Genomic DNA, 14,904 nt, shown 5'->3' with positions numbered 1-14,904 from the left:
TCCATGACAGACGCACTCAAGCGCCTCTCCGACGAAGGCGTCGCGATCTGGCTGGACGACCTGTCGCGCAAGCGGATCACGTCCGGCAACCTCGCCGAGCTGATCGACCAGCAGCACGTCGTGGGCGTCACCACGAACCCGACGATCTTCCAGAAGGCGATCTCGGGGGGTGGGGGCACCTCCCGCTCGAGCGCAGCCGAGAGTGGGGGAGGCTATGACCTCCAGGTCTCCGATCTCGCCGCCCGCAAGGTCACCGTCGAAGAGGCCATCCGCATGATCACCACGGCGGACGTCCGTGACGCCGCCGACATCCTGCGCCCGGTCTTCGACGCCACGGACGGCCAGGACGGCCGGGTCTCCATCGAGGTGGACCCCCGCCTCGCGCACAACACCAAGGCGACCGTCGCCGAGGCCAAGCAGCTGGCCTGGCTGGTGGACCGCCCCAACACCCTGATCAAGATCCCGGCCACCCAGGGCGGTCTGCCGGCGATCACCGAGGTCATCGGCCTGGGCATCAGCGTCAACGTCACGCTGATCTTCTCCCTGGAGCGCTACCGCGCGGTCATGGACGCCTACCTCTCCGGTCTGGAGAAGGCCAAGGAGCGCGGCCTGGACCTGTCGAAGATCCACTCGGTGGCGTCCTTCTTCGTGTCCCGGGTGGACACCGAGATCGACCGCCGTATCGACGAGATGGGCACCGACGAGGCCAAGGCGCTGCGCGGCAAGGCCGGCGTGGCCAACGCGCGCCTCGCCTACCAGGCGTACGAGGAGGTCTTCTCCTCCGACCGCTGGAACGTGCTGGAGAACGCGGGCGCCAACAAGCAGCGTCCGCTGTGGGCCTCCACCGGTGTGAAGGACCCGGCGTACAAGGACACCATGTACGTCGAGGAACTGGTCGCGCCGAACACGGTCAACACCATGCCGGAGGCCACCCTGGAGGCCACCGACGACCACGGCGAGATCCGCGGCGACGCGGTCACCGGCACCTATGCCGAGGCCCGCGCCGACCTGGACGCGCTGGAGAAGATCGGCATCTCGTACGACGAGGTCGTCCAGGTGCTGGAGGACGAGGGCGTCGAGAAGTTCGAGACGTCCTGGAACGACCTGCTGAAGTCCACCCAGGCGGAGCTCGAGCGCCTCGCCCCTTCGGAGGGCTGACTTGTCACCCGTTTCGGGATCCGGAGCGAACCCGCTCCGTGACCCGGCCGACCGACGGCTCCCGCGTATCGCGGGGCCGTCGGGTCTGGTCATCTTCGGGGTCACGGGCGACCTGTCGCGCAAGAAGCTGATGCCCGCGGTGTACGACCTCGCCAACCGGGGTCTGCTGCCGCCGGGCTTCTCACTGGTGGGCTTCGCCCGCCGCGAGTGGGCCAACGAGGACTTCGCGCAGGAGGTCCACGACGCCGTCAAGGCGCACGCCCGTACGCCGTTCCGCGAGGAGGTCTGGCAGCAGCTCATCCAGGGGATGCGCTTCGTGCAGGGCACCTTCGACGACGACGAGGCGTTCGAAAGGCTGCGTTCCACCATCGAGGAGCTGGACAAGGCACAGGGCACGGGCGGCAACTTCGCCTTCTACCTGTCGGTGCCGCCGCGCTCCTTCCCGGTGGTCATCCAGCAGCTGAAGAAGCACGGACTCGCCGACCAGTCCGGCGGTTCCTGGCGGCGCGCGGTCATCGAGAAGCCGTTCGGACACGATCTGAAGTCGGCCGAGGAACTGAACGCCATCGTGCACGAGGTGTTCGCCCCGGACCAGGTCTTCCGGATCGACCACTACCTCGGCAAGGAGACCGTCCAGAACATCCTGGCGCTGCGCTTCGCCAACACGATGTTCGAGCCGATCTGGAACCGGTCCTTCGTGGACCATGTCCAGATCACCATGGCCGAGGACATCGGCATCGGCGGCCGGGCCGGCTACTACGACGGCATCGGCGCCGCCCGCGACGTCATCCAGAACCATCTGCTCCAGCTGCTCGCGCTGACCGCGATGGAGGAGCCCGCCTCCTTCGACGCGCAGGCGCTGGCCGCGGAGAAGACCAAGGTGCTCGGCGCCGTACGGCTGCCGAAGGACCTGGGCAAGGGCACCGTGCGCGGACAGTACGCGGCGGGCTGGCAGGGCGGCGAGAAGGTCATCGGCTACCTCGAAGAGGACGGCATCGACCCGAAGTCGAAGACCGACACGTACGCGGCGATCAAGGTGGGCATCGACAACCGCCGCTGGGCGGGCGTCCCCTTCTATCTGCGCACCGGCAAGCGGCTCGGCCGCCGGGTGACCGAGATCGCCGTCGTCTTCCAACGGGCCCCGCACTCCCCCTTCGACCACACGGCGACGGAGGAGCTGGGCCAGAACGCGATCGTGATCCGCGTCCAGCCGGACGAGGGCATCACGGTCCGCTTCGGCTCCAAGGTGCCCGGCACCTCGATGGAGATCCGGGACGTGTCCATGGACTTCGCCTACGGCGAGTCGTTCACGGAGTCCAGCCCGGAGGCGTACGAGCGGCTGATCCTGGACGTGCTGCTCGGCGACGCCAACCTCTTCCCGCGCACGGAGGAGGTCGAGCTGTCCTGGAAGATCCTCGACCCCATCGAGCAGTACTGGGACAAGCACGGCAGGCCCGCGCAGTACCCCTCGGGCACCTGGGGCCCCGCCGAGGCGGACGAGATGCTCGCACGAGACGGACGGAGCTGGCGCAGGCCATGAAGATCGACCTGACCGACACCACCGCCGGCGAGATCAACAAGGCGCTCGTGCAGGGGCGTCGGGCCATCGGCACCCCCGCCGTCGGCATGGTCCTGACCCTCGTCATCGTCACCGACGAGGAGAACGCGTACGACGCCCTGAAGGCTGCCAACGACGCCTCACGCGAGCACCCCTCGCGCACGCTGGTGGTCATCAAGCGGATCTCCCGCACCCCGCGCGACCGCACCAGCTCGCGCCTCGACGCCGAGGTGCGGGTGGGCGCGGAAGCGGGCACCGGCGAGACCGTCATACTGCGGCTGTACGGCGAGGTGTCCCAGCACGCCGACTCGGTCGTGCTGCCGCTGCTGCTGCCGGACGCCCCCGTCGTCGTGTGGTGGCCGGTGAACGCCCCGCTGGACCCGGCGAAGGACCCGCTGGGCGCGCTGGCCCAGCGCCGGGTCACCGACACCTACACCGCCGAGGAGCCGGTACGGGAACTCACGGCCCGCGCCGACGCCTACACCCCCGGCGACACCGATCTGTCCTGGACCCGGATCACGCCCTGGCGTTCGATGCTGGCGGCCGCCCTGGACCAGGTCGACTGCCGGGTGCAGGCGGTCGAGGTGGAGGGCGAGGCGTTCAACCCGAGCTGCGAGCTGCTCGCGATGTGGCTCGCGGACCGGCTGGACGTGCCGGTACGGCGCTCTCCGTCCGCGGGCCCCGGTCTGACCGGCGTCCGCATGGACACCACGTGCGGCCCGATCACCCTGGACCGCGCGGACGGCTCGCTGGCCACGCTGTCCATCAAGGGGCAGCCGGCCCGCGCGGTGGCGCTCAAGCGGCGCGACACCGCCGAGCTGATCGCGGAGGAGCTGCGCCGGCTGGACCCGGACGACACCTACGCGTCGGCGCTGCGGTACGGGGTGGACCGGCTGAACACGGTCCCGGAGCAGGAGGCTTCGGCTTCGACTCCGGATTCGGCTTCGGCTTCTCCGGACGGGGCGCAGCCGGCCGCGGCCAAGGCGCCCGCGAAGAAGGCGACGTCGTCCCGGGCCGCGAAGAAGGCACCCTCCAGGAAGGCGTCGGCGAAGTGAGCACACCTCAGCTGGTCGTCCACCGCGACAAGGAACTGATGGCCCAGGCCGCCGCGGCCCGCCTGATCACGAAGATCGTGGACGCGCAGGCATCCCGGGGCAGCGCGTCCGTGGTCCTCACCGGCGGCCGCAACGGCAACGGTCTGCTGGCCGCGCTGGCCCAGGCGCCGGCCCGGGACGCCGTGGACTGGACCCGCCTCGACCTGTGGTGGGGCGACGAGCGCTATCTGCCCGAGGGCGACCCGGAGCGCAATGTCACCCAGGCACGCGCGGCCCTGCTGGACTCCGTCCCGCTGGACCCGGCGCGCGTGCACGCCATGCCCGCCTCCGACGGGCCGTACGGCACGGACGTCGAGGCGGCGGCCGAGGCGTACGCGGCGGAGCTGGCGAAGGCGGCCGGGCCGGAGAACCACGGCTCGGTACCGACCTTCGACGTGCTGATGCTGGGCGTCGGCCCGGACACCCATGTGGCCTCGCTCTTCCCGGAGCTGCCGGCCGTACGGGAGACCGAGCGCACGGTGGTGGGCGTGCACGGCGCGCCCAAGCCGCCGCCGACCCGGATCTCGCTCACCCTGCCCGCGATCCGCTCGGCCCGTGAGGTCTGGCTGCTCGCGGCGGGCGAGGACAAGGCGGAGGCGGCGGCCATCGCGCTGTCCGGCGCGGGTGAGATCCAGGCCCCGGCGGCGGGCGCCCGCGGCCGGAGCCGCACCCTGTGGCTGCTGGACTCGGCGGCGGCCTCCCAGCTGCCGCGCTCGCTGTATCCGCCGGCGTCCCCGTGACATCGCTCGACGGGTAGGCGGAGGAGACGGCGGGGGCCGATGTTCCCCGCCGTCTCCCGTTTCGGGGCTCAGCGGCCGTACGAGTACCGGGGGTCGTACGGTGTCCGGCCGAGGTGCAGCGCTGGATGGTCCGCCAGCCGTATGCCGAACCTCCGCTTCAGGACGGCCAGTTCGTACAGCGCTATGCCGGTGACCGTCAGCGGGGCGCCGAGGATGAAGACGATGCCGAGGGTGAGCCCGAGGCCGTGCAGATCACCGGTGAACAGGTCGGGCAGCGCCATCAGCCAAGTGGTGACGATGGCGAGCAGCGGCGGCAGACCGCGGTGCACGGCGGCCGTGCCGAAGAAGTTCCCGGTGACGCGCAGGGCCCCGGCGCCGACGAACCAGACCAGCCACAGCGTCAGCAGGCCCAGCGGGAGGATCAGCAGTCCCATGTCCGTCCGGCTGCTGTTCTGGAGCAGGAACAGGGTCAGGGCGGCCGCGGCCACGAAGGTGAGCAGCAGTCCCAGGGCCCGCAGCAGCGGCGGCCGCAGGGCGCGCAGGCTGCCACCGCGCCGCCAGATCCACAGCATCACCCCGACCGTCAGCGGGGCGATCACCAGCAGGACCCCGCAGGCGACCAGCAGGTTCTCCAGCATCTCCGTGACGGCGAAGCCGCCCTCCACGAAGGTGTAGACGCCGACGGCGGCGACCGTGCCCGCGGCCACCCGGATCCGCTTGAGCTGTTCGACGCCCGGATCGAGTGGTTCCGGTATCCAGGCGGGATGGAACACCGCCCATGCCGCGTGATGGGCCTTCAGATAGTTGCGATCGCCCCGGGCGCTCCGCGCCCCGTTCCCCCGTGCCACTGCACACTCCCCCGAGTAGCGTTCTTCATGATCATCGGAGTGTACGGGACACCGGCCGGCGGACCGCTCGATGCCCCGCGCTCCCCGCTCTTGTCAGCTACGGCCGCGTCAGCTACGGCCGCGCAGCTCCCGGTACGTGGCGACCAGCGCCTTGGTCGAGGCGTCGAGGCCGGGTACCTCCGCGCCCTCGGTGAGGGCGGGTTCGACACGCTTGGCGAGGACCTTGCCCAGCTCCACGCCCCACTGGTCGAAGGAGTCGATGTTCCACACGGCGCCCTGGACGAACACCTTGTGCTCGTACAAGGCGATCAGCTGGCCCAGCACGGACGGGGTGAGTTCCCTCGCCAGGACGGTGGTCGTGGGCCGGTTGCCCTGGAAGGTCTTGTGCGGCACCAGCTCCTCGGGCACGCCCTCCGCGCGGACCTCCTCGGCCATCTTGCCGAAGGCCAGCGCCTGGGTCTGGGCGAAGAAGTTGGCCATCAACAGGTCGTGCTGCGCCTTCAGTTCACCGCTCAGCTCGGCCACCGGCTCGGCGAAGCCGATGAAGTCGGCCGGGATCAGCTTGGTGCCCTGGTGGATCAACTGGTAGTACGCGTGCTGCCCGTTGGTGCCCGGCGTGCCCCACACGACCGGCCCGGTCCCCCAGTCGACCTGCTTGCCGTCCCGCGCCACGTACTTGCCGTTGGACTCCATGTCCAGCTGCTGGAGGTACGCGGTGAACTTGGACAGGTAGTGGCTGTACGGCAGTACGGCGTGCGACTGGGCGTCGTGGAAGTTGCCGTACCAGATGCCCAGCAGGCCCAGCAGCAGCGGGACGTTGGTCTCGGCGGGCGCGGTGCGGAAGTGCTCGTCGACCAGGTGGAAGCCGTCCAGCATCTCCCGGAACCGGTCCGGGCCGATGGCGATCATCAGCGAGAGGCCGATCGCCGAGTCGTACGAGTAGCGGCCGCCGACCCAGTCCCAGAACTCGAACATGTTGTCCGGGTCGATACCGAACTCGGTCACCTTCTCCGCGTTGGTGGACAGCGCCACGAAGTGCATGGCCACCGCGGCGTCGTCACCGAGCGCATGCAGCAGCCAGGTGCGCGCGGAGGTGGCGTTGGTGATCGTCTCGATGGTGGTGAAGGTCTTGGAGGCGATGATGAACAGCGTCTCGGCCGGGTCCAGATCGCGGGTGGCCTCGTGCAGATCGGCGCCGTCCACATTCGACACGAAACGGACCGTCAGATCCCGGTCGGCGAAGCTGCGCAGCACCTCGTACGCCATCGCGGGCCCGAGGTCGGAGCCGCCGATGCCGATGTTGACGACATTGCGGATCCGCCGACCGGTGTGACCGGTCCAGGCACCGGAGCGCACCCGCTGCGCGAAGTCGCTCATCTTGTCGAGGACGGCGTGCACCTTGGGCACCACGTTCTCGCCGTCGACCTCGATCACCGCGTCCCGGGGCGCGCGCAGCGCGGTGTGCAGCACCGCACGGCCCTCGGTGACGTTGATCTTCTCGCCGCGGAACATGGCGTCCCGCAGCCCGAACACATCGGTCGCCGCGGCCAGCTCGCGCAGCAGCCGCAGCGTCTCGCCGGTGACCAGGTGCTTGCTGTAGTCGATGTGGAGATCGCCGACCCGCAGCGTGTACCCGGTGCCGCGCTCGGGGTCGGCGGCGAACAACTCCCTCAGACCGGTGTCGGCCAGCTCCTCCCGGTGCTTGGCGAGAGCGGTCCACTCGGGCATCTGGTTGAGCCTGGTACGGCCGTCTGCGTTCATTTCCGACTTCCGCCTTCTTTCGTGCCTGTCCCAGCGGTTCCAACCTAATTGATCACCCGGGGACGCGAGCCGTCGTGGCGCCGTCCCCCGGCGCGGCGACGGGTGCGTCCGGCCGGGCGGCCGGTATGAGCGCGAGGACGGAGAGGACGAAGAAGGCGGCCGCGAGCAGGGCCGGTGTGCCCCGGCCCCAGGCGGTGGCCGCGGCGCCGCCGAGCAGGGCGCCCAGCGGGGCTCCGGCGGCGCCCAGGGTGCGGAAGGCGGAGCTGACCCGGCCGAGGGCGCCGGCGGGAGCGCGCTGCTGCATCAGGGTGGTGCTGTTGACGTTCCACAGCATCCCCATGAACCCGAAGGCCGCCATGGCCGCCACCAGAGCGGTCAGGCGGGGCACGGAGCCCATGACGACGAGCGCCGCGGTCTGTGCCGTACCGGCGAGCAGGACGGTGCGCACCGGGCCCAGCGCGGCCGTGAGCCGCCGGTTCACCGCGCCCCCGGCCAGACCGCCGACGGTGTACGCGGTGGTGACCGCCGCATAGCCGGCGGTGCCCGCGTGCAGCCAGCCGGTCACGAGCACGACCAGGGTGGCGATCAGGGCGCCCATGCCGATGTTGCACAGCGCCGTGGCGGCGCACAGTCCGCGCAGCGGCCGGTCCTGCCACAGGGTGCGCACTCCGGCGGCGATCTCCCGGCGCAGGGTGCTGCCCGCCGGTCTCGGGGCCCGCTCGGGCGCACCGGTGCGCAGCGAGGCGACCAGCGCGGCGGCCAGCAGGAAGGTGCCCGCGTCGGCCAGGAAGGGCGCGGCGGCCCCCGCGGCGAGCAGCACCGGTACGACGGGCGCTCCGAACAGCCCGCCCGCGATCTTCTGCCCGGTCATCAGCCGGGCGTTGGCATTGCCGAGGGCCTCGGGGCCGACCAGGGCGGGCAGCAGGGCGGTGGAGGCGTTGTCGAAGAGGGTCTGGAGCGTGGTCAGGGTGAAGGCCAGCGCGACGAGCAGCGCGATCGAGGCGTGTCCGAGAGCCACGGCCACCGCGAAGGCGGCGACCAGCATCCCTCGTACCGTGTCCACGGTCCACATGGCGCGCCGCTGGTCGACCCGGTCGGCGATCGCCCCGCCGCACAACCCGAAGAGGATCCAGGGCAGATAGCCGCAGGCGGTCACGGCGGCGATGAGCAGGGGCCGGTCGGTCAGCGAGGCGGCGAGCAGCGGCAGGGCGGCGGTGCGCAGCGCGTCACCGAAGCGGGACAGCACGGCGGCACTCCACAGCCGCCCGAAACCCCCGCGCCACGCGGGCGCCCGCGACTCCCCCGCCGCCACCGTCGTCACAACTCCCCCTCACGGTCGTCGCCTTCACGAGAACCGTAGAGGGTGCCACTGACAATCGATCGGGAGCGAGCGGCGAAACAGCTCCGGCCAGGCACCCCGAGGGTGCCCGGCCGGGCTCAACGTCTAGATCTCGCCGCGCAGTTTGGCGAGTGCCTCGGCGAGGATCGCCTCGCCGTCCGCGTCGCTGCGCCGCTCCCGCACATACGCGAGATGCGTCTTGTACGGCTCGGTGCGCGGCGGGTCCGGCGGGTTGTCCCGGTCCTGGCCGGCCGGAAAGCCACAGCGCGGGCAGTCCCAGGTGTCGGGGACCTGTGCGTCGCTGGCGAAGCTCGGCTGGGTCTCGTGCCCGTTGGAGCACCAGAAGGAGATGCGCAGCCGCGGTGCGGACTCGCCGCGCTCGGCCTCGCCCATCGGCCCCGCCCCGACCCGGCTTCCTCGGATCGCGTTGCCACTTGCCACGGTCGTAACTCCCTGCGTGATGGTGCCGCGAAGCGAGTCGGCGTACCGCTTCGCTGCGAGCGCCTCAGTCTACGTAAGGCCCAACGCGCGTCCAGTGATGGGAGTTACCGCCCCCGCGCCCAGACGCAAGCCCCATGATAGGCCGCGCTCGGGAGCGCGTACCGAACATGGGGCTCAACGTACGGAATGAGTGTGCCTGGAAGGCCGGGATCAGCTGTTCGTCTTCATCAGGATGCCGAGGACCACGATGCACGCGATCCACAGCACGCCGATCACGACGGTGATCCGGTCGAGGTTGCGCTCGGCGACAGAGGAGCCGCCGACGGAGGACTGCATGCCGCCACCGAACATGTCGGAGAGACCGCCGCCCTTTCCCTTGTGCATCAGCACCAGCAGCATCAGCAGCAGGCTGAAGACGATCAGGGCGATCGAGAACCCCAAAACCACGGCTGGACCAACTTCCTCGGATTCGGATGGACGACGGGGGCACAGCACCTGGGCCGTGCCCCCGCAAGAGTACGACGTATCGCGGCTACCGCCTACTCATGGATGGCGTAGCCGACCCGTCACTGATCGCGAAAGCGCACGATCTTGACGAACTCGTCGGTGTCCAGCGAGGCGCCGCCGACCAGGGCGCCGTCGATGTCGGCCTTGGCCATGATCTCGGCGACATTGCCTGACTTCACGGAGCCGCCGTACTGGATGCGGACCTGGTCGGCCACGTCCTGGGAGTACAGCTCGGCGAGCTTGGCGCGGATGGCGGCGCAGACCTCCTGGGCGTCGTCGGCGCCGCAGACCTTGCCGGTGCCGATGGCCCACACGGGCTCATAGGCGATCACGATCGTCTCGGCCTGCTCGGCCGGGAGGTCCTTGAGACCGCCCTCGACCTGGGCGAGGGTGTGGGCGACGTGGTTGCCCGCCTCACGGACGTCCAGTTCCTCGCCGACGCACAGGATCGGGGTCAGGCCGTGCTTGTAGGCGGCCTTGACCTTGGCGTTGACGATCTCGTCGGTCTCGGCGTGGTACTGGCGGCGCTCGGAGTGGCCGATGACCACATAGGCGCACTTCAGCTTGGACAGCATCGGGCCGGAAATCTCGCCGGTGTAGGCACCGGAGTCGTGCTGCGAGATGTCCTGGGCGCCGTACTTGATCTTGAGCTTGTCGCCGTCGACCAGGGTCTGTACGGAGCGCAGGTCGGTGAAGGGCGGCAGGACGGCGACCTCGACGGCCTCGTAGTCCTTGTCGGCCAGGGCGAAGGCGAGCTTCTGGACGTGGGCGATGGCCTCGAGGTGGTTGAGGTTCATCTTCCAGTTGCCCGCCATCAGCGGCGTGCGGGTGGTCATACGGGGTCAGTCCTCCAGTGCGGCGAGACCGGGAAGCGTCTTGCCCTCGAGGTATTCGAGGGAGGCGCCGCCACCGGTCGAGATGTGGCCGAATGCGTTCTCGTCGAAGCCGAGCGTGCGCACGGCCGCGGCGGAGTCACCGCCGCCGACGACGGTGAAACCGTTCGAGTCTACGAGCGCCCGGGCGACCGCCTTGGTGCCCTCGGCGTAGTCCGGGTGCTCGAAGACGCCCATGGGCCCGTTCCAGAACACGGTCTGGGCGTCGGCGAGCTTCGAGGCGTACAGCTCCCGGGTCTTCGGGCCGATGTCCAGGCCCTCCTGGTCGGCGGGGATCTTGTCCGCGTCGACGGTGTTGTACTGGCTCGGCGCCTTGGTCTTCAGGTCCGGGAACTCCCGGGAGACCAGGACGTCGACGGGGAGCAGCAGTTCCACGCCGAGCTTCTCGGCGCGCTCCATGTACTCGGTGACGGCCGGGATCTGGTCCTCCTGGAGGAGGGAGATGCCGACCTCGTAGCCCTTGGCCTTGAGGAAGGTGTAGGCCATGCCGCCGCCGATGAGCAGCCGGTCGGCCTTGCCGAGCAGCTGGTCGATGACGGCGAGCTTGTCGGAGACCTTGGCGCCGCCGAGCGCGACGACGTAGGGGCGCTTGACGTCCTCGGTGAGCTTCCTCAGGACGCCGACCTCGGTGGCGATGAGGTAGCCGGCGTAGTGCGGCAGCCGGGCCGGGAGGTCGTAGACGGAGGCGTGCTTGCGGTGCACGGCGCCGAAGCCGTCGCCGACGTACACATCGGCGAGGGCGGCCAGCCGGTCCGCGAACTCGCCGCGCTCGGCGTCGTCCTTGGAGGTCTCGCCCGGGTTGAAACGCAGGTTCTCGATGACGGCGACCTGGCCGGGCTGAAGGCCGTCGACGGCGTCGTGGGCGGCGGGGCCGACCGTGTCCTGGGCGAAGGCGACCGGGGAGCCGAGCAGTTCACCGAGGCGCTCGGCGGCGGGCAGCAGCGAGAAGGCGGGGTCCGGGGCGCCCTTGGGGCGGCCCAGGTGCGAGGCGACGATCACCTTGGCGCCCGCGTCGGCGAGCGCCTTGACGGTGGGCAGCACGGCGCGGATGCGGCCGTCGTCGGTGATCGTCCCGTCGGCCAGCGGCACATTGAGGTCGGCGCGGACGAAGACCCGCTTGCCGCTTACGCCGTCGGCGAGAAGTTCGTCGATCGTCTTCATTGAGTGGACTCCTGAGGAGGGCTCGTGGTGCACCTTGATCGTATGAGGACGTGATCCGTGCGCGAGACAGGGCCCGGTCAGCGCGACGGTGCGCTGACCGAGCCCTGCTCTCATGTCACGGTCGTACTGCTGCGGTCTTCGGCGATCAGAGCTGGTTGCCGACGAAGGCCGTGAGGTCCACGAGACGGTTGGAGTAGCCCCACTCGTTGTCGTACCAGCCGATGACCTTCACGTTCTTGCCCTCCTGGACCATGGTCAGGGAGGAGTCGAAGGTGCAGGACGCCGGGGCGTTGACGATGTCCGAGGAGACGATCGGGTCCTCGGTGTAGTCGAGGAGGCCCTTCAGCTCGCCCTCGGCGGCCTTCTGGAAGGCGGCGTTGACCTCTTCCTTGGTGACCTCGCGGCTGAGTTCGACCACGAGGTCGGTGACCGAGCCGGTCGGGACCGGGACGCGCATGGCCAGGCCGTCCAGCTTGCCCTTGAGCTGCGGCAGGACCAGGGCGGTGGCCTTGGCGGCACCGGTGGTGGTCGGGATGATGTTCTCGGCGGCGGCGCGGGCGCGGCGCAGGTCCTTGTGCGGGAAGTCCAGGATGCGCTGGTCGTTGGTGTACGCGTGCACCGTGGTCATCAGACCCTTGACGATGCCGAAGTTCTCGTCCAGGACCTTCGCCATCGGGGCCACACAGTTGGTGGTGCAGGACGCGTTCGAGATGACGTGGTGGTTGGCCGCGTCGTACTTGTCCTGGTTGACGCCCATCACGATGGTGATGTCCTCGTCCTTGGCCGGAGCCGAGATGAGGACCTTCTTGGCGCCGCCGGCCAGGTGCTTGGCGGCGTCCTCGCGCTTGGTGAAGATGCCGGTCGACTCGATGACGATGTCGACGCCCAGCTCACCCCAGGGGATGTCGGCCGGGTTGCGCTCGGACAGCACCTTGATGGTGTGACCGTCGACGGTGATCGTGTCGGCGGTGTGGGAGACCTCCTGCTTGAGGCGACCCAGGATCGTGTCGTACTTGAGCAGGTGGGCCGTGGTGGCCGTGTCACCCAGGTCGTTGACAGCCACAACCTCGATGTCCGCACCCTGCTCCAGCAGTGCGCGGAAGTAGTTACGACCGATGCGGCCGAAGCCGTTGATGCCTACGCGGATCGTCACGAACCGATCTCCTCGTGGTACGCCGGCATGCGAGCCGGCGAGCTCTGTTTGGGATGTCCCCGACCACCACCGACCCTACCTCTCCGCGACCCCCTCGGTGACATCGAGATGACGCATACATGGGCAGGCCTTCCGTACCTGGCAGTAGAGGTACGGACCGTCTCGGATCGGCAGTGGATTCACCCGTTTTTGCTATCTAATGTCGCCCCTTGTTGACGCCAGTGTCACTCGTTCGTGAGCGGGTCGGCTCACCTGTTGACTACCCCGATTCCGCACCGTTGATGGGGGCTCCGCTCACCTGTGGTATGAGCACTCCGGTTCACCGGACGCGGACAGACGAAAGCCGGTGCCGGACCCCCTCGGACGGGGGTTCGGCACCGGCGTGTCGGGCGTGGGTCGGGTCAGCCGACCAGGTTGTCCGCCAGTTCGTCCGCCAGATTGGCCTCCGTGCCCGGAATGCCCAGATCCGACGCGCGCTTGTCGGCCATGGCCAGCAGCCGGCGGATCCGGCCCGCGACCGCGTCCTTCGTCAGCGGTGGGTCGGCGAGGGCGCCCAACTCCTCCAGCGAGGCCTGCTTGTGCTCCATGCGCAGCCGTCCCGCCGCCGCGAGGTGCTCGGGCACCTCCTCGCCGAGGATCTCCAGCGCCCGCTGCACCCGCGCCCCCGCGGCCACCGCCGCGCGCGCCGAACGCCGCAGGTTCGCGTCGTCGAAGTTGGCGAGCCGGTTGGCCGTGGCCCGCACCTCGCGGCGCATCCGGCGCTCCTCCCAGGCCAGCACCGACTCGTGCGCGCCGAGCCGCGTCAACAGCGCGCCGATCGCATCACCGTCCCGGACGACCACGCGGTCCACCCCGCGCACCTCCCGGGCCTTGGCGGCGATCGACAGCCTGCGGGCGGCGCCGACCAGTGCCAGCGCGGCCTCCGGGCCCGGGCAGGTCACCTCCAGGGAGGAGGAGCGGCCGGGCTCGGTCAGCGAGCCGTGCGCGAGGAACGCCCCGCGCCAGGCCGCCTCCGCGTCACAGGTGGCCCCCGAGACCACCTGCGGGGGCAGCCCGCGGATCGGCCGGCCGCGGCCGTCGACCAGGCCGGTCTGCCGGGCGAGCTGGTCCCCGCCCGCGACGACCCGGACGACATAGCGCGAGCCGCGGCGCAGTCCGCCGGGCGCCATCACGATCAGCTCCGAGCTGTGGCCGAAGATCTCCAGGATGTCCCGCTTGAGGCGGCGGGCCGCCATCGCCGTGTCCAGCTCCGCCTCGATCACGATGCGCCCGCTCACCAGGTGCAGGCCGCCGGCGAACCGCAGAATGGCGGAGACCTCCGCCTTCCTGCAGCAGGTCCGGGTGACGGGGAGCCGGGAGATCTCGTCCTTCACCGCTGCCGTCATCGCCATGGGCCGATCCTTCCATGCATCCGAAAAATACGGTCGTACGCGGCGGCCAACAGCTCCGGGTCGTGCCGGGGTGTTCCGTCGGTCCGGGCCACCGGGGCCAGCTCGACCGCGGCCCCCAGCCGCTTGGCGGCTTCGGTGAGCGAGTCGCGGTCGGGCACGGCGGCCTCGTCGGCCAGCACCACGTCCAGGGCGAGTTTAGGGGCGTGTCGCCCCAAAACCTCCAAATGACGCTGCGGGGAGAAGCCCTCGGTTTCCCCCGGCTGCGGAACGAGGTTCAAGGAAAGGACCTTGCGGGCCTTGGTCTCGGTCAGGGCGTCCAGCAGCTCGGGCACCAGCAGATGCGGGATCACCGAGGAGAACCAGGACCCGGGGCCGAGCACCACCCAGTCCGCGTCCAGGACCGCCGCGAGGGCCTCCGGGACGGCCGGCGGGTCGTTCGGCACCAGGTGCACGGACTGCACCTCGCCGGGCGTCAGCGCCACGGTGGCCTGCCCGCGCACGGTGTCCACGGCCTCCGGGTGCTCCGGATCGTGCCCCTTGACCAGGGCCTGGAGCTCCAGCGGCACGGCGGACATGGGCAGCACCCGCCCGTGCGCGCCGAGCAGCTTGCCGACCAGGTCCAGCGCCTGGACATGGTCGCCGAGCTGCTCCCACAGGGCGACGATCAGCAGATTGCCCACCGCGTGGTCGTGCAGATCGCCCTGGGACTGGAAGCGGTGCTGGATGACGCGGGACCAGGTCTGGCCCCAGTCGTCGTCCCCGCACAGCGCGGCCAGCGCCTTGCGCAGATCGCCGGGCGGCAGCACGCCCAGCTCGTCGCGCAGCCGTCCGCTGGAGCCGCCGTCGTCGGCCACGGTGAC

At 70.2% G+C, this 14,904-nt stretch carries 14 protein-coding genes; 4 read left to right on the top strand and 10 right to left on the bottom strand.

Going from position 1 to position 14,904, the window contains the following annotated elements:
- Nucleotides 1-3: 3 nt before the first annotated feature.
- Genes tal through pgl form a run of 4 tightly spaced genes read left to right on the top strand, consistent with a single transcriptional unit; the run spans nucleotide 4 to nucleotide 4,550 of the window.
- On the top strand, nucleotides 4-1,158 hold the full coding sequence (gene tal, locus CCN72_RS09485; RefSeq protein WP_086807120.1) for a transaldolase: 1,155 nt from the start codon (nucleotides 4-6) through the stop codon (nucleotides 1,156-1,158).
- A 1-nt stretch (nucleotide 1,159) separates the two neighbouring features.
- Entirely contained in the window at nucleotides 1,160-2,698 is a 1,539-nt protein-coding gene (gene zwf, locus CCN72_RS09480) for a glucose-6-phosphate dehydrogenase (protein ID WP_085564178.1), read from the top strand.
- Nucleotides 2,695-3,771 carry a glucose-6-phosphate dehydrogenase assembly protein OpcA gene (gene opcA / locus CCN72_RS09475; RefSeq protein ID WP_086807119.1) on the top strand — a complete coding sequence of 359 codons (1,077 nt, stop codon included), beginning with the start codon at nucleotides 2,695-2,697 and terminating at the stop codon, nucleotides 3,769-3,771. The genes zwf and opcA overlap by 4 nt, the downstream gene beginning before the upstream one ends.
- Nucleotides 3,768-4,550 (top strand): 6-phosphogluconolactonase, encoded by a 783-nt coding sequence (gene pgl / locus CCN72_RS09470; protein WP_086807118.1) that lies wholly within the window; start codon nucleotides 3,768-3,770, stop codon nucleotides 4,548-4,550. Before opcA ends, pgl begins: the two co-directional genes overlap by 4 nt.
- A gap of 68 nt (nucleotides 4,551-4,618) precedes the next feature.
- Here the strand turns inward: pgl and CCN72_RS09465 are convergent, their stop codons facing one another.
- The 10 genes from CCN72_RS09465 to CCN72_RS09420 form a co-directional block, all read right to left on the bottom strand.
- Entirely contained in the window at nucleotides 4,619-5,398 is a 780-nt protein-coding gene (locus tag CCN72_RS09465) for a hypothetical protein (protein ID WP_086807117.1), read from the bottom strand.
- Between the two features lie 108 nt (nucleotides 5,399-5,506).
- Entirely contained in the window at nucleotides 5,507-7,159 is a 1,653-nt protein-coding gene (gene pgi / locus CCN72_RS09460) for a glucose-6-phosphate isomerase (protein WP_086807116.1), read from the bottom strand.
- A 52-nt stretch (nucleotides 7,160-7,211) separates the two neighbouring features.
- Nucleotides 7,212-8,480: an MFS transporter gene (locus CCN72_RS09455; protein WP_086807115.1), complete on the bottom strand. Its 1,269-nt coding sequence runs from the start codon at nucleotides 8,478-8,480 to the stop codon at nucleotides 7,212-7,214.
- Between the two features lie 123 nt (nucleotides 8,481-8,603).
- Nucleotides 8,604-8,939, bottom strand: coding sequence for an RNA polymerase-binding protein RbpA (locus CCN72_RS09450; protein WP_003957010.1), 336 nt, complete (start codon nucleotides 8,937-8,939; stop codon nucleotides 8,604-8,606).
- Between the two features lie 210 nt (nucleotides 8,940-9,149).
- The gene (gene secG / locus CCN72_RS09445) at nucleotides 9,150-9,380 is read right to left on the bottom strand and encodes a preprotein translocase subunit SecG (protein ID WP_037662719.1); all 231 of its coding nucleotides are present in this window, start codon (nucleotides 9,378-9,380) and stop codon (nucleotides 9,150-9,152) included.
- 125 nt (nucleotides 9,381-9,505) lie between these two features.
- A complete protein-coding gene (gene tpiA / locus CCN72_RS09440; protein ID WP_037662718.1) occupies nucleotides 9,506-10,282 on the bottom strand; it encodes a triose-phosphate isomerase in 777 nt (258 codons plus the stop codon).
- 6 nt (nucleotides 10,283-10,288) lie between these two features.
- Nucleotides 10,289-11,500 (bottom strand): phosphoglycerate kinase, encoded by a 1,212-nt coding sequence (locus CCN72_RS09435; RefSeq protein ID WP_086807114.1) that lies wholly within the window; start codon nucleotides 11,498-11,500, stop codon nucleotides 10,289-10,291.
- A 145-nt stretch (nucleotides 11,501-11,645) separates the two neighbouring features.
- On the bottom strand, nucleotides 11,646-12,653 hold the full coding sequence (gene gap, locus CCN72_RS09430) for a type I glyceraldehyde-3-phosphate dehydrogenase (protein ID WP_037662715.1): 1,008 nt from the start codon (nucleotides 12,651-12,653) through the stop codon (nucleotides 11,646-11,648).
- Nucleotides 12,654-13,054: 401 nt separating this feature from the next.
- Nucleotides 13,055-14,044, bottom strand: a complete 990-nt coding sequence (gene whiA, locus CCN72_RS09425; protein ID WP_086807113.1) for a DNA-binding protein WhiA — start codon at nucleotides 14,042-14,044, stop codon at nucleotides 13,055-13,057.
- A partial coding sequence (locus CCN72_RS09420) for a gluconeogenesis factor YvcK family protein (protein ID WP_086807112.1) occupies nucleotides 14,035-14,904 on the bottom strand: 870 nt, incomplete at its 5' end. The genes whiA and CCN72_RS09420, both read right to left, overlap by 10 nt.

It is taken from the genome of Streptomyces murinus (assembly GCF_002154555.1).
Lineage (GTDB): Bacteria > Actinomycetota > Actinomycetes > Streptomycetales > Streptomycetaceae > Streptomyces > Streptomyces murinus.
Note: the sequence above shows the minus strand (reverse complement) of the source record. Positions and strands in the feature narration are given on the sequence as shown.

What these genes read in the sequence shown, in the direction of transcription:
- pgi (WP_086807116.1), bottom strand. Translation starts at nt 7,159, where the DNA reads ATGAACGCAGACGGCCGTACCAGGCTCAACCAGATGCCCGAGTGGACC.
- opcA (WP_086807119.1), top strand. Translation starts at nt 2,695, where the DNA reads ATGAAGATCGACCTGACCGACACCACCGCCGGCGAGATCAACAAGGCG.
- tal (WP_086807120.1), top strand. Translation starts at nt 4, where the DNA reads ATGACAGACGCACTCAAGCGCCTCTCCGACGAAGGCGTCGCGATCTGG.
- CCN72_RS09435 (WP_086807114.1), bottom strand. Translation starts at nt 11,500, where the DNA reads ATGAAGACGATCGACGAACTTCTCGCCGACGGCGTAAGCGGCAAGCGG.
- whiA (WP_086807113.1), bottom strand. Translation starts at nt 14,044, where the DNA reads ATGGCGATGACGGCAGCGGTGAAGGACGAGATCTCCCGGCTCCCCGTC.
- tpiA (WP_037662718.1), bottom strand. Translation starts at nt 10,282, where the DNA reads ATGACCACCCGCACGCCGCTGATGGCGGGCAACTGGAAGATGAACCTC.